The organism is Hymenobacter gummosus, from assembly GCF_003970915.1.
Classification (GTDB): Bacteria; Bacteroidota; Bacteroidia; order Cytophagales; family Hymenobacteraceae; genus Solirubrum; species Solirubrum gummosum.
This window is the reverse complement of sequence record NZ_RXOF01000009.1, coordinates 223,841-245,170: the sequence shown is the minus strand read 5'-3', so window position 1 is coordinate 245,170 and position 21,330 is coordinate 223,841. Positions and strand designations below refer to the sequence as shown.

16 protein-coding genes are annotated in these 21,330 nt (G+C 67.3%); 9 read left to right on the top strand and 7 right to left on the bottom strand.

Going from position 1 to position 21,330, the window contains the following annotated elements; genetic code table 11:
- The first annotated feature begins 71 nt into the window (after positions 1-71).
- Complete coding sequence (gene hemW, locus EJV47_RS16700; protein WP_126694315.1) at positions 72-1,217, top strand: radical SAM family heme chaperone HemW; 1,146 nt, start codon at positions 72-74, stop codon at positions 1,215-1,217.
- A 125-nt stretch (positions 1,218-1,342) separates the two neighbouring features.
- Here hemW and EJV47_RS16695 read toward each other — a convergent pair whose 3' ends face one another.
- The gene (locus EJV47_RS16695; RefSeq protein ID WP_126694314.1) at positions 1,343-1,597 is read right to left on the bottom strand and encodes a hypothetical protein; all 255 of its coding nucleotides are present in this window, start codon (positions 1,595-1,597) and stop codon (positions 1,343-1,345) included.
- Positions 1,598-1,995: 398 nt separating this feature from the next.
- On the opposite strand from EJV47_RS16695, the gene EJV47_RS16690 reads away from it, so the two are divergent.
- The 7 genes from EJV47_RS16690 to EJV47_RS16660 all read left to right on the top strand — a co-directional run bounded on the left by EJV47_RS16690 (position 1,996) and on the right by EJV47_RS16660 (position 11,940).
- Positions 1,996-2,439, top strand: coding sequence for a hypothetical protein (locus EJV47_RS16690; RefSeq protein ID WP_126694313.1), 444 nt, complete (start codon positions 1,996-1,998; stop codon positions 2,437-2,439).
- Positions 2,432-3,136 (top strand): alpha/beta fold hydrolase, encoded by a 705-nt coding sequence (locus EJV47_RS16685; RefSeq protein WP_126694312.1) that lies wholly within the window; start codon positions 2,432-2,434, stop codon positions 3,134-3,136. The genes EJV47_RS16690 and EJV47_RS16685 overlap by 8 nt, the downstream gene beginning before the upstream one ends.
- A gap of 196 nt (positions 3,137-3,332) precedes the next feature.
- A complete protein-coding gene (locus EJV47_RS16680) occupies positions 3,333-4,109 on the top strand; it encodes a cyclase family protein (RefSeq protein WP_126694311.1) in 777 nt (258 codons plus the stop codon).
- 309 nt (positions 4,110-4,418) lie between these two features.
- On the top strand, positions 4,419-6,080 hold the full coding sequence (locus tag EJV47_RS16675) for an NAD(P)/FAD-dependent oxidoreductase (RefSeq protein WP_126694310.1): 1,662 nt from the start codon (positions 4,419-4,421) through the stop codon (positions 6,078-6,080).
- A 367-nt stretch (positions 6,081-6,447) separates the two neighbouring features.
- Positions 6,448-10,002, top strand: a complete 3,555-nt coding sequence (locus tag EJV47_RS16670; RefSeq protein WP_126694309.1) for a S8 family serine peptidase — start codon at positions 6,448-6,450, stop codon at positions 10,000-10,002.
- 352 nt (positions 10,003-10,354) lie between these two features.
- On the top strand, positions 10,355-11,221 hold the full coding sequence (locus EJV47_RS16665) for a metallophosphoesterase family protein (protein ID WP_243651189.1): 867 nt from the start codon (positions 10,355-10,357) through the stop codon (positions 11,219-11,221).
- Complete coding sequence (locus EJV47_RS16660) at positions 11,221-11,940, top strand: hypothetical protein (protein WP_126694308.1); 720 nt, start codon at positions 11,221-11,223, stop codon at positions 11,938-11,940. Before EJV47_RS16665 ends, EJV47_RS16660 begins: the two co-directional genes overlap by 1 nt.
- A gap of 282 nt (positions 11,941-12,222) precedes the next feature.
- Here the strand turns inward: EJV47_RS16660 and EJV47_RS16655 are convergent, their stop codons facing one another.
- A complete protein-coding gene (locus EJV47_RS16655) occupies positions 12,223-13,635 on the bottom strand; it encodes a lysophospholipid acyltransferase family protein (RefSeq protein ID WP_126694307.1) in 1,413 nt (470 codons plus the stop codon).
- A gap of 136 nt (positions 13,636-13,771) precedes the next feature.
- Here EJV47_RS16655 and EJV47_RS16650 point away from each other — a divergent pair, with 136 nt between their 5' ends.
- Positions 13,772-14,989 (top strand): tetratricopeptide repeat protein, encoded by a 1,218-nt coding sequence (locus tag EJV47_RS16650; RefSeq protein ID WP_165903793.1) that lies wholly within the window; start codon positions 13,772-13,774, stop codon positions 14,987-14,989.
- A gap of 298 nt (positions 14,990-15,287) precedes the next feature.
- On the opposite strand, the gene EJV47_RS16645 is transcribed toward EJV47_RS16650, so the two are convergent.
- The 5 genes from EJV47_RS16645 to EJV47_RS16625 all read right to left on the bottom strand — a co-directional run bounded on the left by EJV47_RS16645 (position 15,288) and on the right by EJV47_RS16625 (position 21,231).
- Entirely contained in the window at positions 15,288-16,382 is a 1,095-nt protein-coding gene (locus EJV47_RS16645; RefSeq protein ID WP_126694305.1) for a chorismate mutase, read from the bottom strand.
- Positions 16,383-16,686: 304 nt separating this feature from the next.
- Complete coding sequence (locus EJV47_RS16640) at positions 16,687-17,532, bottom strand: prephenate dehydrogenase (protein ID WP_126694304.1); 846 nt, start codon at positions 17,530-17,532, stop codon at positions 16,687-16,689.
- 65 nt (positions 17,533-17,597) lie between these two features.
- Positions 17,598-18,818 carry a pyridoxal phosphate-dependent aminotransferase gene (locus EJV47_RS16635; RefSeq protein WP_126694303.1) on the bottom strand — a complete coding sequence of 407 codons (1,221 nt, stop codon included), beginning with the start codon at positions 18,816-18,818 and terminating at the stop codon, positions 17,598-17,600.
- Positions 18,819-19,074: 256 nt separating this feature from the next.
- Positions 19,075-19,908: a prephenate dehydratase gene (locus EJV47_RS16630; protein ID WP_126694302.1), complete on the bottom strand. Its 834-nt coding sequence runs from the start codon at positions 19,906-19,908 to the stop codon at positions 19,075-19,077.
- Between the two features lie 504 nt (positions 19,909-20,412).
- Positions 20,413-21,231: a carboxypeptidase-like regulatory domain-containing protein gene (locus tag EJV47_RS16625; protein WP_126694301.1), complete on the bottom strand. Its 819-nt coding sequence runs from the start codon at positions 21,229-21,231 to the stop codon at positions 20,413-20,415.
- Between the last annotated feature and the right edge of the window lie 99 nt (positions 21,232-21,330).

Below are 21,330 nucleotides of genomic sequence, written 5' to 3'. Positions count from 1 at the left end.
CCCCGTTTGTCGGGGGCTGCCGCCCGGGCGGCAATCGTTCAACAATACGCGAAGTACCACTTCGCGCTGCTATGGCCGGACTCTACCTCCACATTCCCTTCTGCAAGCAGGCCTGCCACTACTGCGACTTTCACTTCAGCACCTCGCTGGGGCGCAAGCCGCAGGTTATTGAAGCCTTGCTGCGCGAAATGGAGCTGCGCCAGGACTACCTCGGCGGCGCCGGCCTGAGCACCATCTACTTCGGCGGCGGCACGCCTTCCCTGCTCACGGAAACCGAGCTGCTGCGCCTGTTCGAGGAAATCTACCGGCGCTTCGAAGTGGCTCCGGATGCGGAAATCACCCTGGAAGCCAACCCCGACGACCTCACGCCCGCCAAGCTGCGGGAGCTGGCCGCCTCGCCGGTAAATCGGCTGAGCATCGGGCTGCAGAGCTTCCACGAGCCGCACCTGCGCCTGATGAACCGGGCGCACTCGGCCGAAGAGTCGCGGCGCTCGGTGCTGGCGGCCCAGGACGCGGGCCTCGATAACATCAGCATCGACCTCATCTACGGAGTGCCGAATGCGGAAAACGGCCACGGCATCTGGCAGTACGACCTGGAGCAGGCCTTGGCTTTGCAGGTGCCACATCTGTCGTGCTACGCCCTCACCGTGGAGCCGCAGACGGTGTTTGGCCGGCAGCTGCGCAAAGGGCAGTTCCGGCCGGCACCGGAGGAGTTTGTGGCCCGGGAGTTTGAAATGCTGCTGGAAGCCAGCCGCGCCGCCGGCTACGAGCAGTACGAAATCAGCAACTTCGCCCGGCCCGGCCACTACTCCCGCCACAACAGCAGCTACTGGCAGGGCACGCCCTACCTGGGCCTGGGCCCCAGCGCCCACTCCTTCGACGGCCGGAGCCGGCAGTACACCGTGGCCAGCAACGCCCAGTACGTGCAGGGCCTGCTGGAACGCCACGAGCTGCCCGCCACCCGCGAGGAGCTCAGCCCGACCGACCGCGCCAACGAGTACCTGATGACCAGCCTGCGCACCGCCCAGGGCTGCAGCCTGGCCCACCTGCGCCAGCTCGGCGTCGACCTGGCCGCCTCCCGCGCCGCCTACCTGCGGCAGCTGCAGCACGACGGCTGGGCCGAAGTGACGCCCGACCTGCTACGCCTCACCGACCGCGGCAAGCTGCTGGCCGACCAGATTACGCTGGAGCTGTTTTTGGAGGCGCCGGATAGTTGATTTCGACGGACCGCCCTCTTGCGCACTCGCTCGGCTGCGCCGAGTGAGGTCTACGCCTGAGGGGCTGCGCCCTGAATCCGGCCGCGCCGCCTGGGTGCTTGTTGTTTTACGTAGCGCGGTCAATTTCAGTGCTGGTAGGCCTTGCCCAGGGCCCGCAGGTAAAACCAGCCGCAGAACAAGCTCAGTCCGACCACCGCGAGCAGAATACCGGCCACCACGGCCCCGGTGCCGCCCACGGCCAACATCAGCAGCAGGCCGGCGGCCGTGAACACGGCGCCCCCACCCAGCAGCGCCAGGGCTACCACTTGGTTTTCACTGAGCAGCGGCCGGCGGCGGGGAGCGGCCGGTGCGGGCGGACGGGCCTGGCTGTTGCGACTCATAACGACGGGTTTGACAGAGTTAAACCGGCTGGGCGCGGACAACTTACGGGGCACCGCCGCCATGCGCTGATGCGGCGCCAGCCGAACCAGGCTGGCCGGAGCCGCTGGCCGGACGGGCCGCGCCGAATCGGGCGGGGCGGCTGAGGATGGGGCTTCCGGCAGACGCCAGGTGGCCGCCACGGGTGGCGAGGGGTAGCCCTGGCGCTGGCAGGCCGCTGCGGTCAGCCCCAGCAGGCTCAGGTATACAAAACGGCGTACGGGCAGACGCATCGGGGGCAATATGGCTCGGCGGCAAGGTAGCAGCCCGGTCCCAAACTCATTTCTCAGGCCCTGGCTCATCCCGGAGCTGCTGTACTGCGTAGCTTGCCCTGTTGCCCATCCCCGCTTACCTTGTCCGCATGCTACGCCTGATTGATGCCGTTGAATACGGGGCCGACTTTTTTGTGGAGGACGTCCGCGTGCGCGCCATCGTGTTCGACAACTCCGACGACGTGACCCTGTGGGCCACCACCGTGCTGGACGACCAGACCTACTTTTTCCACCTCGGCCTGCCCTTTGCCCAGCTCGATTTGCTGCTGCGCCAGACGGGGGCCCGGGCCGGGGAGCTGCAGGAAGAAGTAGCCGATGCCTTGGCCAACGCCCCCCGGCCCTGCCTGATGGAGTACGCCACCGAGGAGCTGGAGCCGTTTGCCCTGCCCGGCATTGCCCTCAAGCTCTCCTTCACCTACCCCGCCGACGAAGACGAATTCCCCGACGAGGACGACGAGGAAGCCAGCGCGGAGCGGGCCGCGGCCGACAACGTGTTCTACCTCGAAGCCATTTACCGCCGCCTCGATGCCTGACGCCGCCCGGCCGGAGCCCCAGCCCGTGTTCTACCTGATTTCCGGCCTGGGCGCCGACGAGCGGGTGTTTCAGCGCCTCATTCCGCAGCTGCGCGGCACCGTGCACTACCTGCCCTGGCTGCCGCCCGCCGATGCCGACGAGCCCATCACGGCCTACGCCGCCCGCATGGCCGAAAGTATTCCGCTGGAGCAGCGCTGCTGGCTGGTGGGCGTGTCGTTCGGGGGCACGGTGGCGCTGGAAATGGCCCGCCTGCGGCCCCTGGCCCTAGTGGCACTGGTGTCGAGCATCCCCGGGGCCGACCAGCTGCCCTGGCTGCTGAAACTGGTGCGGGCCACCGGCGTGCAGCACTGGTTGCCCCCGCAGATTCTGCGCCTGATGCCCCGGGTGGGCCAGTGGTATTTCGGTGTGAGCAACGGGCCGGAGTACGAGCTGTTCCGCCAGATTCTGCTCGACCAGGAGCCGCGCTACACCCGCTGGGCCATCCGCAGCCTGTTTCGCTGGGACAGCCGCGACATCGGCCCATCGGTGCAGATTCGCGGTACCCACGATAGGGTCTTCCCTCCCGGCCCAGCCAAGGTAGAATACCTCATCCAGGGCGGCACCCACTTCATGGTTTACAGCCGCGCCGACGAAATTGCCCGCATCCTCAACCAGCTGGCCGCCGACTTCACCGCCGAGCCGCCCGTCGTGCCGTGAGCGAACTGGCGCCGGTTTAGCGAGCGAAGCGAGTGTAACCGGTGCCCAACATCAGGCAGGCTTTCAGCCTGCGTGCGGCCCCCGGACGAGTAGGCTGGTTTGATAAAGCAACGTTCCACGCAGGTTGAAAACCTGCTTTATTTGAGGCACCGGTTACGCCGTCTTCGACGGCCAAACCGGCGCCAGCCTCCCGCTTATGCTCTCCACCGTTCAATACCACGGCCGCACGTTCCGCTTCGATGCCGCCGCGCCGCTCGACATTGCCCTGCCGCTGGCGCCGGGGCCGGAGCAGGTCAACTGCTTCTGGGCCGAGCCGGTGGAAATCGACGTGATTCGCGTGGGCAGCTTCGTGGGCTCGGTGGCTGAGGGCGGCAGCACCAACTACAAGCGCGTGCACCTGACGCCCCACGGCAACGGCACCCACACCGAGTGCTACGGCCACATCAGCCCCGATCCGGCCGCCACCCTGCCGGGCTGCCTCCCGCGCTTTCACTTCGTGGCCTGGCTGATGTCGGTGGCGCCGCGCCCCCGGCCCGACGGCGACCTGGTGGTGGAGCTGGCCGACGTGCTGCCGCTGCTGCAGGCCGCCCCGGTGCCGCCCGAGGCCGTGGTTCTGCGCACCCTGCCCAACGACGAGGCCAAGCGCCAGCGCCAGTATTCCGGTCATAACCCGCCCTACATCAGCGCCGAGCTGGCCCAGCACCTGGTCGATATGGGCGTGGAGCACCTGCTGCTCGACTTGCCTAGCGTGGACCGGGAGCTGGACGCGGGCGTGCTGGCCGCCCATCACATCTTCTGGCAGTACCCCGACCACATCCGCCGCGCGGCCACCATCACCGAGTTGATTTTCGTGCCCGACGCCGTGCCCGACGGCCTGTACCTGCTGAACCTGCAGGTAACCATGCTCCAGCTCGACGCCAGCCCCAGCCGGCCGGTGCTCTACGCGCTGGCCGCTGAGCGGATGAATGGCTGAGTAGATGAGCGGATAAAAGAACGTCATCCTTCATCTGGCGTACGGCGCAGCCGAACCGAAGGTCGACGTAGTCAAGGGCCTTCCTCCCACCCTGCACCGCCGCTTGTGCCAACGTACAGACGCCAACGTACAGACGCCAATCAGCCAGAGCAAGAAGGCGCAGCCCAAACGACAGCGCGTTGGTGGCTGCGCTTTTTAGTTGTGCAGGGCTCGAGCAAGGTCCTTCCTTCGTCAGGATGACGGGGTGGTTTTCTTCCCGCCGGCTGGCGCCCTAACTTGTCGGCCCGTACCAACACAATTGCCGCTCCGATGGAAAAGAAACCCGTGCTGCTCGTGGTCGACGACGACCCCCAGGTGCTATCCGCCATCGACCGGGACCTGCGCCAGGAGTTCCGGCCCGACTACCGCATCGTGCGGGCCGGCTCGGGCACCGAGGGCCTGGAGGTGATTCGCCAGCTCAAGGCCCGCGCCGAGCCGCTGGCCCTGGTGCTGTCGGACCAGCGCATGCCCGACATGGAAGGCGTGCAGCTGCTGGAGCAGGCCCGCACCTTGTTTCCGGAGGCCAAGCGCGTGCTGCTTACCGCCTACGCCGACACCGAGGCCGCCATCCGCGCCATCAACGACGCCCGCCTCGACTACTACCTGATGAAGCCCTGGGACCCGCCCCAGGAGCTGCTCTACCCCACCCTGCACGACCTGCTGGCCGTGTGGCAGGCCCAGCACCAGCCGGCCTTCCGCGGGGTACGGCTCATCGGTTTTCAATGGTCGCCGCTCTCGCACGACCTCAAGGACTTTCTGGCTGGCTACATGGTGGCGTTTCAGTGGCTGGATTTCGAGACCAATCCCGAGGCGCCGCTGCTGCTGGAAAGCCTGGGCCTGACGGCGCAGGACCTGCCCGTGGTGGTGACCGAGGACGGCAGCGTGCTGGCCCATCCCAGCCGCAACGAGGTGGCCGCTCAGCTGGGCCTGGCCCGGCAGGCTTCGCAGGATCTGTACGACGTGGTGGTGGTCGGCGCCGGGCCCTCGGGGCTGGGCGCGGCGGTATACGGCGCTTCGGAGGGGCTGAAGACGCTGCTCATCGAGCGGCAGAACCCGGGCGGACAGGCCGGCACCTCCTCCCGCATCGAAAACTACCTGGGCTTCCCCACGGGCCTGAGCGGGGCCGAGCTGGCCCACCGGGCCTGGGCGCAGGCCACGCGCCTGGGGGCCGAAATCCTCAGCGCCCAGGAAGTCACCAAGCTCTGCGTGCAGGACGAGTACAAGGTGCTGACCCTGGCCGACGGCAGCGAAGTGCGCACCCGCGCCGTGGTGCTGACCACCGGCGTGAGCTACCGGCAGCTCGACATTCCGGGCATTCAGCAGCTGACGGGGGCGGGCGTGTACTACGGGGCGGCCCGCACCGAGGCCCGCTCCTGCTCCCAGCAGGACGTGTACGTGGTGGGCGGTGGCAACTCGGCCGGGCAGGCAGCTATGTACCTGGCCGGCTACGCCCGCCGGGTGTACATCGTCATCCGCGGGGCCTCGCTGGCCGCGTCCATGTCGGCTTACCTCATCGAGCAGATCGGCCGCACCGAGAACATCGAGCTGCTGCCCTTCACCGAAATCCAGGAAGTGAAGGGCCAGGACCACCTCGAATCGGTGGTGCTGCGCCAGAACCAGACCGGCCAGACCCAGGAGTGCCCGGCCCGGGCCGTGTTCGTGTTCATCGGCGCCAAGCCCAGCACCGAGTGGGTGTGCGACGCGGTGCTCTGCGACGGCCGCGGCTACGTCCTCACCGGCCGCGACCTGGTGGCCGACCCGCGCTTTGCCCAGCGCTGGAAAAAGCAGCGCGAACCGTACGCCCTCGAAACCTGCGTGCCCGGCATCTTCTCGGCCGGCGACAGTCGCTCCGGCGCCATGGCCCGGGTGGCCTCGGCCGTGGGCGAAGGCGCCATGGCCATCAAGTTCGTGCACCAGTACCTGGACGAGTAGGTTATGGTGTGAGGGTAGGAGGGTGTGAGGGTAGGAGAGGACGGGGGGAAAGAACGTCATCCTGAGCGCAGCGAAGGACCTTCCTCCAGCCCTGCACTGCCGCCAATGCCAACGTGCAGACACTAATCAACAGGAACGATAAAGCGCAGCCATTAACGTCAGGGCGTTGGTGGCTGCGCTTTTCAGTTGGTGCGGGGTTGGAGGAAGGTCCTTCGCTAAAGCTCAGGATGACGTTCTTTTCCTCAAACTCCTACCCTCTCACCCCCATACCCTCCTACCCGACATCTAGGAATAATGAAGAAACCGTGAAGGGTTTTGGCTAAATTGCTGCCAGTCACTCACTCGCCAATTCCCTTATCCCCACAACATGAAACACCTCGACGCGCTGCTGCTGGCGGCGCTGGCCCTGGGCAGCCCCGCGCTGCACGCCCAGGCGCCCGCCCCCAAGCTCCTGCTGGCCAGTGGCACGCCCACGCTGCCGGCCAATTTCGCTACCTGGCAGGCCGCCGGCCGCACCGAGCCGCTGGCCGCTGCTGACATCTGGCAGAGCAAAGTTTACCGCGTCATCCAGTTTGAGCAGCTGCCTACCGCCGAAGAGCGCCGCGCCCTCGCGGCTCTGGGCGTGCAGCTGCTCGACTACCTGCCCAAAAACGCCTATTCCGCCGCCCTGCCCACCGGCCTCGACCGCAGCCGCCTGCGCGGCTTCGGCATCCGCAGCGTGGTGCCGGTGCAGCCCGAGTGGAAATACACCGGCCTGCTGGCCCAGCACAGCACCCCGGCCTACGCCCTGCGCGGCAGCGGCCGGGTAGCGGTGGTAGTCGGGTATCACCCTACCATTCAGCCGGGCGAAGCCGCTGCGGCCCTGACCAGCGCCGGCTACGCGGTGACTGAGCGGCTGGACTTCTCGCGGCAGCTGACCGTGACCGTGCCCGCCGCCGATTTGCCCGCCCTGGCTGCCCGCGCCTGGGTGGCCAGCGTGGAGTACGTGGCCCCCGACCCGGTGCACGACAACAACCGCGGCCGCACCGACCACCGCGCCAACGTGCTGGCCGCCGACTACGGCGCCGGCCGCCACTACGACGGCCGCGGCATCAACGTGGCCCACGGCGACGACGGCCTCATCGGCCCGCACATCGACTTCCAGGGCCGCCTCGACCAGAGCAGCGCCGGCCCCGACGGCGGTACCCACGGGGACCACGTGGCCGGCATCATCATGGGCGCCGGCAACATGGACCCGCGCTACCGCGGGCAGGCCGTTGGGGCCTTCAACTACTACTACACTTACCCCAACAACATCAACAACGCGCCGACGCACTACACCACGCGGCGCATCCGCATCACCAGCAACTCGTACAGCAACGGCTGCAACGCGGGCTACACCGCCTTTGCCCGGCAGATGGACCAGATGAGCCGGCAGATGCCGCTGATGCTGCACGTCTTCTCCTCCGGCAACGAGGGCGCGGGCAACTGCAACTACGGCGCCGGCGCCACCTGGGGCAACATCACCGGCGGGCACAAGGTGGCCAAGAACGTCATTACGGTGGGCAACCTGACCTACCAGGACGCGCTGGCCAGCTCCTCCTCGCGTGGCCCGGCCACCGACGGCCGCATCAAGCCCGAGGTGTGCGCCGTGGGCAGCAGCGTGATGTCGACCATGCCCAACAACACCTACGCGGCCCAGACGGGTACCTCCATGTCGTGCCCGGCCGTGAGCGGGGTGGTGGCCCAGCTGATGCACGCCCACAAGGCCCTGAACAACGGCGCCGAGGCGCCCGGCGCCCTCATCAAGGCCGCGCTAATGAACACGGCCGAAGACCTGGGCAACGCCGGCCCCGACTTCCGCTTCGGCTACGGCCGCATCGACGCGCTGCGGGCCGTGCGGGTGCTGGAGCAGCGCACCTACCGCCACGACAGCCTCTCGCAGGGCCAGACGCGCACCCACACCCTGACGGTGCCCGCCGGTCAGCGCCAGCTGCGCGTGATGCTGTACTGGCCCGACTACGAAGCGGCCGCCAACTCCAGCGTGAACCTGGTGAACAACCTGGATCTGACGCTGACCGCCCCCGACGGCACCACTTACCAGCCTTGGGTGCTTGATTCGCGCCCCACCGCGGCCCAGCTGAACGCCGTGGCCGTGCGCGGCCGCGACACGCTCAACAACGCCGAGCAGGTAACGCTGGACGTGCCCGCCGCCGGCACCTACACCCTCACCGTGCGCGGGGCCGCCGTGCCCCAGGGCATGCAGCAGTATTTCCTGCTTCACACCCTGCTCGACGACCAGGTGGAAATGATTTACCCGCTGGGCGGGGAGGGTTTCGTGCCCGGCGAGACGGAAGCCGTGCGCTGGAACGCGGCCCCCGGCACCGACCCATTCACCCTCGAATACACCTTCGACAACGGCGCCACCTGGACGAGCATTGCCTCGGGCATCAGCGCCACCCAGCGCTACTACAACTGGGCCATTCCGACCAGCATAACGCCCAGCGGCCAGGCCCGTCTGCGCGTGCGCCGCGGCACCCAGCAGGATGAGTCCGACGCCAACTTCAGCATCGTGGGCGTGCCGGCTAACCTGCGCGCCTCGGCCGTGTGCCGCACCGGCACCACCTTGCTTTGGGATGCCGTGCCCGGCGCCACCGCCTACGACGTGTTCCGCCTCGGCACCATGTACATGGACTCGGTGACGACCGTTACCGGCGTCAGCGCCACCCTGCCCATGGTGACGGGTGACCAGTGGTTTGCCGTGCGCGCCCGCGGCGCCAATGGCATGGCCGGCCGCCGCACCACCGCCTTGCTCCGCCCCACCGTGCTGACCAACTGCGCCGAAGGGCCGCTGGCCCTGATAGGCGTACTGAGCCGCCAGGCCTGCGTCAACACCCCGGTGCAGCTGCGCGACAACTCCCAGCTGCAGCCCAACGCCTGGCAGTGGACGGTGACGCCGAGCACCGGCGTGACCTTTGTGGGCGGCACCTCGGCCACTTCGCAGCACCCGCAGCTGCAGTTCAGCCAGCCCGGCACCTACTCCGTGACGCTGCGCGCCTCCAATACCTACGGCTCCGACCTGCGCACCGAAAACAACCTGCTGACGGTGGTAGCACCGCTCACGGGCCCGTTCGTGGAAGAATTCCGCAGCAGCACCTTCCCGCCCGCGGGGTGGCAGGTCGACAATGCCAACGGGGGTTTTACTTGGCAGCTGAGCCCGAGCACGGTGGTAGCGCCGGATAACCTGCGCCGCCGCGTACCCTACGTGAACGACTACGCCTACGAAGACCGCGGCGCCGAAGAATACCTGCTCGCCCCGCCCGTGGCCGCCGACGATACCAACCCGACCGCCGTGGAGTTTTCGGTGGCCCACGCGGCCTACAGCGCCTCGTACCGCGACGGGCTGCGCGTGGACCTCAGCCTCGACTGCGGCCAGACCTTCCAGCCGACTTCCTACCTGAAGCGCGGCACTTCGCTGGCCACCGTTACGGGCTACGTCACCACCGCCTGGTCGCCCACGCTACCGACGCACTGGCGCCGCGAAACGGTGGACCTGCGCCCCTACATTCCGGCCGGTTTCCGCGGCAACGTGGTGGTACGCTTCACCAACCTGAACGACAACGGCAACAACTTGTACCTGACCGACGTGAACGTGGGCTTCATCATCACCAGCAAGCGCGCCTCGGCCGGGCTGATGCAGTTTTCGGCCTACCCCGTGCCTTTCGGCCAGCAGCTGACGGTGGCCCTGCAGGCAGCCAAGGCCGGTCCCGCCACCCTGCTGCTCACCGACGCCCTGGGCCGGGAGCTGCGCCGCCAGCCGGTGCAGCTCAGCGGCGCGGCCCAGCAGGTAAACATGCCCACCGACGCTATTGCGGCCGGCGTGTATACCCTGCGCCTGCTGCTGCCCAACGGCCGCAGCCAGAGCTTGCAGGTGGTCAAGTAAGCCCCGCCTGAACGGCCCCGCGGAAGCGCAACTTCCGCGGGGCTACCAGCGCTGATTTGCTAAGGCGCAACCCCATTGGATAGCGTGCTGCTGCCCCGGCGGTTGCCTCTGCACCTTGGCATCTATCCCAACGCCGCGGCCCGCTGCTTCAGCTGAAGCAGCGGGCCGTGGCATTATTGTTCGGCTATGTCGCTTTCCTGCACGAAAGCCGAAAACCTGGCAATAAGTGAATATTTCGAATCATTACCAACATAAACCAGCTTACTGACCAACATTTTTTTTCTTAGCCTGTATATGCTGCTGACGCGCAGCGGCCGAACCTATCCAACTACCCGGCCCGGCGACTTTGCATATGCCGCAACTCTCCACACCCGCCAATATTCTGCTTTCCCTGCGCCGGGCCCTGCTGGCCGGCGTCATGCTGCTCTTTAGCGGCCTGATAGCCGGCTGCGACCTGCTGGAATTCAGCCCTAACGAAACCCGCGCACCGAAGGAGTACCGCGACCTGACGCGCAAAAACCTGGAAGCCCTGCAGGCCCGCCCCAACCCCACCGGCGGCGACACCGTGCGCTTCGTGTTCATCGGCGACTCGCAGCGCTTCTACGAGGAGGCCGAGGCCTTCGTGCAAAGCGTGAACCGGCAGCGCAACATTGCCTTCGTGGCCATTTCCGGCGACATTTCCGACTTCGGCCTGATCCGGGAGCTGCGCTGGGTGCACGACCGGCTCAAGCACCTCGACGTGCCCTACCTCACCGTGGTGGGCAACCACGACCTGGTAGCCAACGGGCGCGAGGCGTACCAGCGGGTGTACGGCCCGCTCAACTACAGCTTCGAGTATGGCAGCACCCGCTTCGTGTTCGTGGATACCAACGGGCGCGAGTACGGCTTCAACGGCCGCGTGCCCGACGTGCCCTGGCTGCAACAGACGCTGGCCGCCCCGGCCCCGGGTATCCGCCGGCAGGTGGTGATGAGCCACGTGCCGCCCCACGACGAGGACTTCGACAAACAGCTGGAAACCTCTTACGTGCAGACCCTGAGCGGCCCCAACACGCCGCCCGTAGCCTTCGAGCTGAACGGCCACAAGCACGACTTCGGTATCGGGCAGCCTTACGAGAACGGGCTGACGTTCATCAACTCGTACAGCTTCGAGAAGCGCCAGTACGTGGTGCTGACGGTGTGGGGCGAGAAGGAGTTCAAACTCGATACCGTGCAGTACTAATGCGCCGCCTGCTCCTGCTTCCGCTCCTGGGCCTGGCCGCCGCGCTGCCCGCCCACGCCCAGCTTTCCGCCCCGGGCACTATTGATTCGTTGAGCCTGGCCCTGGTGGCGTCGGCGGCCGAGCCGGCCGTCACGCCGGCGGTGGCCGAACCCGCCAAACCTGCCCCGGTGGCCCCCAGCGGCCTCACGGCCCAGCCCTGGTACCGGCCCCACCACGTGGTGCTGCAGACGGCCGGCGGACAGGGCATGGTAACGGCCGGCGTGGGCTACACCACCCTGCGCGGCCGCGTAGATGTGGACGCGCTGGCCGGCTACGTGCCCAGCAAGTACAGCATCACGGCCATGGGCATCTTTACCGGCAAGCTCACCTACGCCCCCTGGACGCTGCCCGTCGGCGCCGCGGGGCGCTGGCAGGTGCGCCCCCTCACGGCCGGCGCCCTGGTCAGCTACACCGCCAGCCAGGGCATCAACGACACCCGCGACGAAAAGTACTACCAGGGCTACTACTGGTGGTCGGCGCGCACGCGCATCGGGGGCTTCGTCGGGGGCAAGGTCAGCCGTGTTATCGGCACCAACCGCTACGGACACCCGCGCACCCTGGGCGCCTACTATGAGCTGGGCACCAACGACCTATACCTGTCCAGCATCTTCACCAACCTCGGCGGCCTGGGCGTGCACGATATTCTGACGCTGGGCCTGGGGGTAAAGATGGATTTGTAAGGCTGCTGACGGCGGTAAGCTGCTGGGGTAGAGCGTGGTCAAACCAAAACGTTATCCTGAGCGCAGCGAACCGGAGGAAGGCGGTACCAAGTACCGTCCTTGCACCACTGCTACCTACAAAGTGCAGACGCCCTACTGCGGGCAATAAAAAGCGTCGCCACTGCCGTTTCGGTCAGTGGCCACGCTTTCTTCGTTCTGCTGGGTTTGCCCCAGAGCGTTGGTACTAGCGGCGGTGCAGGATTAGAGGAAGGTCCTTGACTACGTCGACCTGCGGTTCCTTCGTCAGGATGACGGGCTGTTCGCGGCGCCCTGCCCGGTTTGGGCGGCGGCGTAAGCGGAGCGGGCTTCGTCGAGCAGCTGCAGGATGCGCTGGCGCTGGTGCAGCACGGCTTCGACTTCGGCGGGCTGCTGGCGAAACAGGCGGAGCAGCCGCAGGCGCTGCAGGCGCAGGGTCAGCTCGTTCCAGTAGTGCAGGGCGTAGAAGCCGGTAACGGGCAGGCTAAGGGCGTAGGCGGCGGTGAGCCAGCCGTTGCCGAACATGCGGTGCACTAGCCCGATTTGCAGGGGGTAGAGCAGGCCGAAGGTGAGCATGCCCGTCACCATCATCAGCGGGGCTACAAACTCGATTTCCTTGGTGGCGCGTTTGGCTACCATCGAGGGCAGGATGTAGGGCAGGTAGTTGTTGACGGCGCCGTAGAGGTAGACCGGAAAGCCCAGGCCGACTTTGAGGGCGGTGCGCAGGCCGCGCTCCAGGCGGCCGCGGCCTGCGCCGCTGCGCTGCAGGGCTTCGTCGGTGAGGCCGAGGCGCTGCAGGCTGGCGGCGTAGTCGGTGACGTGCTGGCGCAGCTCGTCGAGGTGCTGGGGGTGGTGGCGCTCAAACCAGGCCACGGCCCGCAGCAGCGTGCGGGTCAGGCGGAATTCCTCGTAGGGGCTGCCCTCGTCGTGCTCGGGCACGAGGTACTGGCCAAAGGTGTCCTCCACCTGGCGTACCAGCGCGTCCTCGGCGTCGTCGCGGGTGACGACGAGGTGGCTTTCCAGGCGGCGGCGCAGCTCCTCGGTGAGGGCGTCGGCGGCGGCGTCGGGGTCCTGGCGGTACTCATCCGCGTAGTCGGCCACCACGATGGGCTTGGCCGGGTACACCAGCACGTCGGAGCGGAAGCGGTGGGCGGCGGAGTAGTTCAGGCCGATGGGCAGGATGCGCAAACCCAGCTGGAAGTCGTGGCGGGCCTCGGCGCCCAGGGCAATGCGGGCGGCGCCGGTCTTGAGGGGCCGCAGGCGGCGCTCCGACACGCTGGTGCCCTCCGGAAATATCATCAGCGTGCCGCCGCGGCCGAGGTGGTCGTAGCTGCGGCCGAAGGCTTTTTCGTTGAGCGCCTGCAGCTCCTCGGGGGTGATGTTGGCCGCGCCGGTTTCCACGTCCTGCCGGCGGTAGACGGGTATGCAGTTGGACTTGGTGAGAAACCAGCCCAGCACCGGGTTCTGGAAGAAAGTGCTCTTGGCCAGGAAGAACAGCTGCCCGCGGTGGCGGTTGGCGGCCACCAGCAGCGGGTCCATGAGGGTGTTGGGGTGGTTGGCGGCCACCAGCAGCGGGCCGGGCTGCTGCAGGCGCTCGGGCCGGCGAATCTGCAGGCGGCGGAAAAACACGCGCAGCGCCAGCTGCACGGGGGGCTTCATCAGGGAGTAAAACAGGGCCATACGCTCACGCTACGGGCTCAGGGGAATGCGGCTGCGCAGATTACGGGATTTTCGGCGAAGTGGCGAGACGGATGGGCAGTCCGCACCGGCTTTGCTACCTTACTGGCCGCTAGTAGCTCCCGCTTTACTGCTCCTTATGCGCCTTATTCTTTCCCTCCTTGCCGCGGCGCTGCTGGCGGCTCCCGCCGCCCGGGCCCAGACCGAAGCCGCCGTGCTGCAGCAGGCCGAGCAGCTTATCAAGCAGAAAAAGTACGAGTCGGCTTACCGGGCGCTGGACAAGTTCGACCCCAGGAACGGGCGCACGGCGGTGCTGCTCAAGAAGGAGGACATCGTGCTGAACTACTACCTGATGAGCGTGAACCACCAGCTGTTCGGCCTGCAGGACCTCAAGCCCAATCAAGACGTAAAGCAGCTGCGCGGCCGGCCCGGCACCTACGGCATGGTGCAGCTGCCCCTGCAGGAGCTGCTGGACTCGCTCAAGCGACTGCGCCCCACCGACTACGGCCTCGACCTGGGCCTGGGCCACTATTACTACGCCCTGCAGCAGTGCGGCTGCGGCGGCCAGGAGCTGGGTGAGGAGGAGCTGCTACGCCGCGCCGAGCAGTACTTCACCGCCGCCCACGCCCACCAGCGCGAGGATTACGAGTCGCACTTCGCCTTGGGCTTCATCCGACTGTACCGCAAGGAAATGGCCTTGGCCGTGGAGGCGCTGGAACGCTCCCTGCAGCTCAACCCCAACTACCCCAACGCCCACTACAACCTAGCCTACGCCTACACCGCCCTGGGCCGCCCCGCCGACGCGCTGCCCCACGCCCGCCGCGCCGCCGCCCTTTACCAGGAGCCCGACTACCGAGCCGACGCTGTGGGCATGGTGGCCTCACTGGAAAAGCAGCTCAAGGGCGGAGCCGCCCCCGGCCTGCTCGGCACCCGCAGCCAGGAAGCCGCCACCAAGGAGCAAGCCCAGGCCGACTACCAAACCCTACGCGCGCAAGTGGCCGCTGCCGTGCAGGCCAAAGCCGCCGACGCCCCCGCCCTCACCAAGCAGCTGTTCGGGCTCGACCCAGCCAGTGACACGATGTACGGCGACCTGATGGACCTCTACCAGCAGCACGGCCAGGCCGCTGCTCTGGTCACGTTCTTCGAAGCCCAGCTGCCCACCGCCCCGCCCACGCCCGCCGTGCAGGGTCAGCTGCACTTCTACCTGGCCTGCCTCAATATGGAGCTGCAGCGCCCCGCCGCCGCCTACCCCCACTTCCGCCAGGCCGACGTGCTGCTGCGCAAAGTCACCCCCGCCACCAACCCCGCCTTCGACATCATCAAGCGCGGCCTGGCCGCCAGCCGCCCGAAGAAGTAGCGCGAAGCTTTGCTTCGCGCATCGTTGCTGACGTCGTTTTACCCGCTGATTGTTAACCGTCATCCTGAGCAACGTGAAAGACCTTCCTCCCACCCCGCACCGCCGCTGACACCAACGCTCAGACGCTGATTAGCCAGAACCTCAGAAGCGCAGCTACCACCGATTTTGGTTGGTGGCTGCGCTTCGGCGCTTCTATTCCTACTCCTACCGAAAAAGCGTTGCACTCCGTAGGTAGCAGCAGTGCGGGGCGAGAGGAAGGTCCTTCGGCTGCGCCTCAGGATGACGTGCTGATTTTCCCCTACTCATTCATCACCCGGTCCTGGTGCTGGATGGATTCCAGGTGCACGGCGTCGAGGAAGCGGTGGATGAAGGCCTCGCTGAGGCCCAGGCGGGCGCCCTTCTGCACGCCGCGGTCCACGATTTGCTGCCAGCGGCCGGGCTGCAGGATGGTGATGCTGTTGTCCTTCTTGTAGCGGCCGATCTGCTCGGCCACCGTCATGCGCTTGCCGATGAGCTGCAGAATTTCGTCATCGAGCTGGTTGATTCGCTCCCGCAGCTGGGCCAGGGCGGTGAGGAATTCCTGCTGGTCGGTGGTTTCGCGGCGCCACGTCAGGCCGGCCAGCAGCTCGGCCAAGCGCTCGGGCGTCACCTGCTGGGCGGCGTCGCTCCATGCCTGGTCAGGGTCCTGGTGGGCTTCAATCATCAGGCCGTCGAAGTCGAGGTCGGCGGCCTGCTGGGCCAGGCCGGCCAGCAGCTCGCGCCGGCCCGCAATGTGGCTGGGGTCGCAGAGGATGGGCAGCTGGGGGAAGCGGCGCTTCATCTCGATGGGCAGGTGCCACATGGGCGCGTTGCGCAGTTCCGTGTTGCCGTAGCTGCTGAAGCCGCGGTGAATCAGACCCAGGTGCGCCACGCCTACTTTGTGCAGGCGCTCCACGGCCCCGGTCCACAGCTCCACGTCGGGGTTCAGCGGGTTCTTGATGAGCACCGGCACCGCTACGCCGCGCAGGGCATCGGCCACTTCCTGCACCGAGAAGGGGTTGACGGTGGTGCGCGCCCCGAGCCAGAGCACGTCCACCCCGAAGGCCAGGCAGTCTTCCACGTGCTTGGCCGTGGCCACTTCCACCGCCACCGGCAGCCCGGTCAGTTCCCGGGCCTTGATCAGCCAGGGCAGCCCCCGCGTACCGATGCCCTCGAACAGGCCCGGCTTGGTGCGCGGCTTCCAGATGCCGGCGCGCAGCATGTTTACCCGCCCGGTGGCGGCCAGGCGCTGGCAGGTGTCGAGTACCTGCTGCTCGGTTTCGGCCGAGCAGGGACCGGAAATGATGAGGGGTTTCTCGGCAACGAGCGGGTTGGCGGAAGTTGGCTGAGTCGAAAGCAGGGTTGAGGGGTTCATGGCAGAAGGGAGTTTTGAGAGAGGCTGGCGCCGGTTTAGCGGCCTAAGCGGCGTAACCGGTGCCCGGTATAAAGCAGGTTTTCAACCTGCGTGAAACGCGGTGGTGAGTGGCCGCCCGGCCGTTGTCGGTTGCGGGGGACCGGACGTCGATTCTCGGCCGATAGATGCTGGCCGCTGATTGCCGACTGACAGGTGCTGGACGTCGAATGGCCAGCCGACAGGTGCTCGACGCAGGCTGAAAGCCTGCTTTATTTCGGGCACCGGTTACGCCGTCTTCGACGGCTAAACCGGCGCCAGTCGCGGGCTACTGGATGATGCGGCGGATGTGGTTGGCCTGGCGGATCAGCTCCTCGAAGGCGGCGTAATCTTCTTGGGCCAGCAGCTCGCGCATGCGCTGTAGCTGGTGCAGGTGCTCGTCGAGCACGTCGAGCACGTTCAGGCGGTTCTGGCGGAAGATGGGCACCCACATGGCGGGTGAGCTTTTCGCCAGGCGCACGGTGGAGGCGAAGCCCCCGCTGGCCAGGTCGAAGATGCGCTGCTCCTCCCGCTCCTTTTCCAGCACCGTGAGGGCCAGGGCAAAGGAGGTGATGTGCGAAATGTGCGAGACGTAGGCCGTGTGCACGTCGTGCTCGGCCCCGCCCAGGTACACCAGCCGCATGGGCAGCTGCCGAAACAGCGTTTCCACCCGCTGCAGCGCGTCCGCGTCGCTGCCCTGGGCGTCGCAGATGACCAGGGTGCGGCCGGCAAACAGCTCGGCCGCGGCCGCCGCGGGGCCGGAGTATTCGGTGCCAGCCATGGGGTGCACCGCCACGAAGCGGCCCCGGCGCGGGTGCCCGGCCACGGCCGCCAGCAGGGCCGCCTTGGTCGAGCCCACGTCGATGACCACCTGCCGCTCCGTTACCAGGTCGAGCACCCGGGGCAGCACCGTGAGCATGGCATCCATGGGCACGGCCACCACGATGAGGTCGGCCCCGGCTACGGCGGCCGGCAGGTCGGGCTGGGCTTCGTCGATAAGGCCCAGCGCCCGGGCTTGCTGCAGGTGGGCCGGACTCTGGTCGACGCCGATGACGCGGCTGGCCAGCCCCTGCTGCTTCAGGCTCAGGGCCAGGGAGCCGCCGATAAGCCCCACGCCGATTACGGTTACAATCATGGTAGTAGCACGGGCTTCAGCCCGCATATCGTTGCTGATGTTGTGGTGGATTAGCACCCTGCTGCTCAGGAAGCCACTGTTTCTTGTGCTGCGGCCCGCGCAGCAGCGCTTGCCTCACATCGATCTGCGGTGCGCGCTACTACCCGCGCCAGCGCCTCGCGCAGCACTTCTTCGGGCTGGCAGAGGCTCACCCGCACGAACCCGTTGCCATTCGAGCCGAAGATGCCGCCGGGGGTGATGAACACCCGCGCTGCGGCCAGCACTTCGTCGCTCAGCGCGTAGCCGTCGGCGTACGTGGGCGGCACCCGGGCCCACACGAACAGGCCCACCTGCCCGGGCTCGTAGCGGCAGCCCAGCGCGTCGAGCAGTCCGAATACCTGCTCGCGGCGGGCGCGGTAGGTGGCGTTCAGCTGCGCGTACCACTCGGGGCCGAGCTGCAGGGCGGCGGCGGCGGCCAGCTGCACCGGCCGGAACATGCCCGAATCCAGGTTGCTCTTGAAGCGCAGCACCTGCTGCAAGAGGTCGGCGCGGCCGGCCAGCAGGCCCACCCGCCAGCCCGCCAGGTTGTGCGACTTGCTGAGCGAATTCAGCTCCAGGGCCACGTCGCGGGCCCCGGGCACGGCCAGCAGGCTTTGCGGGTGCTCGTTCAGGATGAAGCTGTAGGGGTTGTCGTGCACCAGCAGGATGTCGTGCCGGCGGGCGAAATCCACCAATTCGGCCAGGGCCGCGGCATCGGCGGGGGCGCCGGTGGGCATGTGGGGGTAGTTCAGCCACATGAGCTTCACCCGGCTTAGGTCGCGGCGGGCCAGGGCCGACAGGTCGGGCAGCCAGTTGGTTTCGGCGGTGAGGTCGTACTCCACGGGCGTGGCCCCGCTCAGGTGCACGGCAGCGCGGTAGGTGGGGTAGCCGGGGTTGGGTATCAGGGCTTCGTCGCCGGGCTGCAGAAAGGTCATGCACAGGTGCACGATGCCCTCCTTGGAGCCCAGCAGCGGCAGTACCTCGGTGTCGGCGTCCAGCGCTACGCCGTAGCTGCGCGCATACCACTGGCTCATGGCTTGGCGCAGAGCGGGCACGCCCTGGTAGCTCTGGTAAGCGTGGGCGTCGGGCTGCCGGGCCGCCGCCGTCAGCGCCTCTATCACGCTGGGGTGCGGGGGCAGGTCGGGGCTGCCGATGCCGAGGTTGATGACGCGGGCGCCGGCCCGGTTCAGCGCCTCGATTTCGCGCAGCTTGCGGGAAAAATAGTACTCCTGAATGGGCGCCAGGCGCTGGGCTACGGGGAGGTTCATGGTCGTTGGGGTCGTTGGTTTGGCGTGTCATCCTGAGGCGCAGCCGAACCGAAGGTCGACGTAGTCAAGGACCTTGCTCGGGCCCTGCACTGCCGGTTAAGTCCTAGCTCGGATGCTTTTGGTGAGGGTGTTTCGTTCTGGCAGCTTGGCGTCTGCACGTTGTTGTCAGCGGCGGCGCGGGGTGGGAGGAAGGTCCTTCGCTGCGCTCAGGATGACGTTCTTATTTCAAGGCGTGCTTTTCAGTTCGTTCAGGCCCTCAATGCGTCTGGCCCTTGCGGTACACGCCCAGCACGCGCAGGCTTTCGGCTACCTCGTCTAGCGCGGCCAGGGCGCGGTGCAGGTCGGCGGCTTGGGCGAATTCCACATCGGCGTGGAAGTAGTACTGCCAGGCCGTGCCGGGCCGCGGAAACGACTGCAGCTTGGAGAGGTTGAGGCCGCAATCGGCCACGCGGCTCAGCACCTCCGCCAGGGCACCGCGACGGTGGGCGGTGTGGAAGTACAGGGAGGCTTTGTTTGAAGCTTCTGCCGCCGCCGCGCCGCCGGCCGGCTCCACCACCAGAAAGCGGGTGTAGTTGTCGGCGGCGGAGTGGATGTCGGCGGCCAGGATGTCGAGGCCGAACAGCTCGGCGGCCAGCTCCCCGGCCACGGCGGCCACGCCCGGCAGCTGCTCCTCCCGGATGCGCTGGGCGCTCAGGGCGGTGTCTTCCGTCTCCACCAGGCGCCAGTGCGGGTGCCGGCCCAGGAAATCGGGGCACTGCAGCAGGGCCATGGGGTGCGAGCGGACTTCCCGGATGTCGGCCAGCGCCTGGCCGGGTAGGGCCATCAGGTGCTGGCGAATCTGCAGGTACACCTCGCCGGTGATGCGCAGTTCGGCCTCCTGCAGCAGGCGGTAGTTGGGCAGAATGCTGCCGGCAATGGAATTTTCAATAGCCATCAGCCCGCAGCCGGCCGCGCCCGTAGCCACCTGCCGCACCACTTCCGCGAAGGTGGCGCAGGGGTGCACGGGGCCGAGGGCCGGCCCGAAGTAGCGTTGGGCGGCTATCTGGTGGAAGCTGCCGGCGAAGCCCTGAATGGCAACGGAATGAGTCATGCGCGGAGAAAATAAAAAAGGGCCCCGCTGCGGCGGGGCCCTGGTCTTTTGCTGAGTGTGCTGGTGGTCAGACTACGCAAACGGGGCCCCGCTTCTTCCGGTAGAAGAAGTAATAAAAGCCGTAAAAAAAGCGGGCCGTGCGAAGCATGAGCGGAAGGAAAAGCGGGCGGGAGTAGGGCGAAAAAAAAGCGCCTCCGGGGCAGGAGGCGCTGGTAGATCAGGGGTTGATGCTGCTACAAAGGGGCCTCGCTGCTACGCGTGAGCGTAGTAGAAGTAGTAGCTAAAAAAGTACTGGGCCTTGGTAGTCAGCATGGCGGTATTCGATGCGGAGTAAGCCAAAGATGGGAAGCCCCGGCGAGGAATGCAAGCTTTTTTTGCCGGCGCCGGGCTGAGAGGCCGCTGACTCGGCGGCCCCGAACACGCAGCGACCCGCCAGAAGCGGGCCGTTGCGGAGGTGAGTGAATGGTGTTGTGCGTGAGTGTCGGCGCGGGGCCGGGCGGGCTCCTACCACCGCCCGGTGAGTCGTCGGGGCAGGCTACGGACGCGGTTCCACAGGCCGCGGGGCGAGTACCAGGGCCACCAGGCAACAATCTCTAGGTCGCCAAATACCCGCGTATCGGGGGCCAGTGCCACCGTCCGCAGCCGCGCCGAATCGGTTACCAAAACAAGCTGCGACTCGTAGCCAATGGAGCTGAGGCGCAGCGTGCGGGTGTCGGAACCAGGCGGCAGCGCAAGCACAAACGCCCCTTGCGCGTCGGTGGAAACGCCGGTTGTGGTGCCTTCGAGCAACACCGTGACCCCGGGTATACCTACTCCACTGGTTTGGTCGACGACCTGGCCCGCGATGCGGCGTATCGGCGTTTCTGCCACCGGCTCACCCACGATTACCTGGGCCGAGTCCGGCACGGTGGCTGCCTGGCCGGCAACGGCAGGCGCGGGCAGCTGCTGCGTTGGATGAGCTGCGGCCCCGCCGCCCGTCGGCACCGGCCCGCCGGGGTGGGTGCCGCGCAGCGCCTGGGCCGAGGCCGCGGCCGGCAGGCCCAGCAGCGTGGCGGTGGCCAGCAGCCAGGCCCGCCAGCGCGGAGCAGCCGCGGGAGCATGCACCAACTCCCGATTCAGCTGCTCCGCCCGGAACCGACCGCACACCCGGCCGCCGGCGGCCTGCCGGAGCAGGGCCAGCACTTCGGCATCGGTGCGTTGGGTGAAGTCGGTTACGGTAAGCTGGCAAGCCGCGCAGTGGCGTCCCTGGCCGGTCGGCGTCATGGCCTCCCACGCCTCCGAGCAGGGCCGCGGTATCTGCACTTGTATAGTAGCACGAGTCATAAGCGGGTAAGAATGGTTGCGTTAGGGGTTCTTTGATTCGGAGTGCCTGGGAGGACCTTCCCCGTCCCGGATTTACCTCTGCGCGCCTCCGCGTTTCTT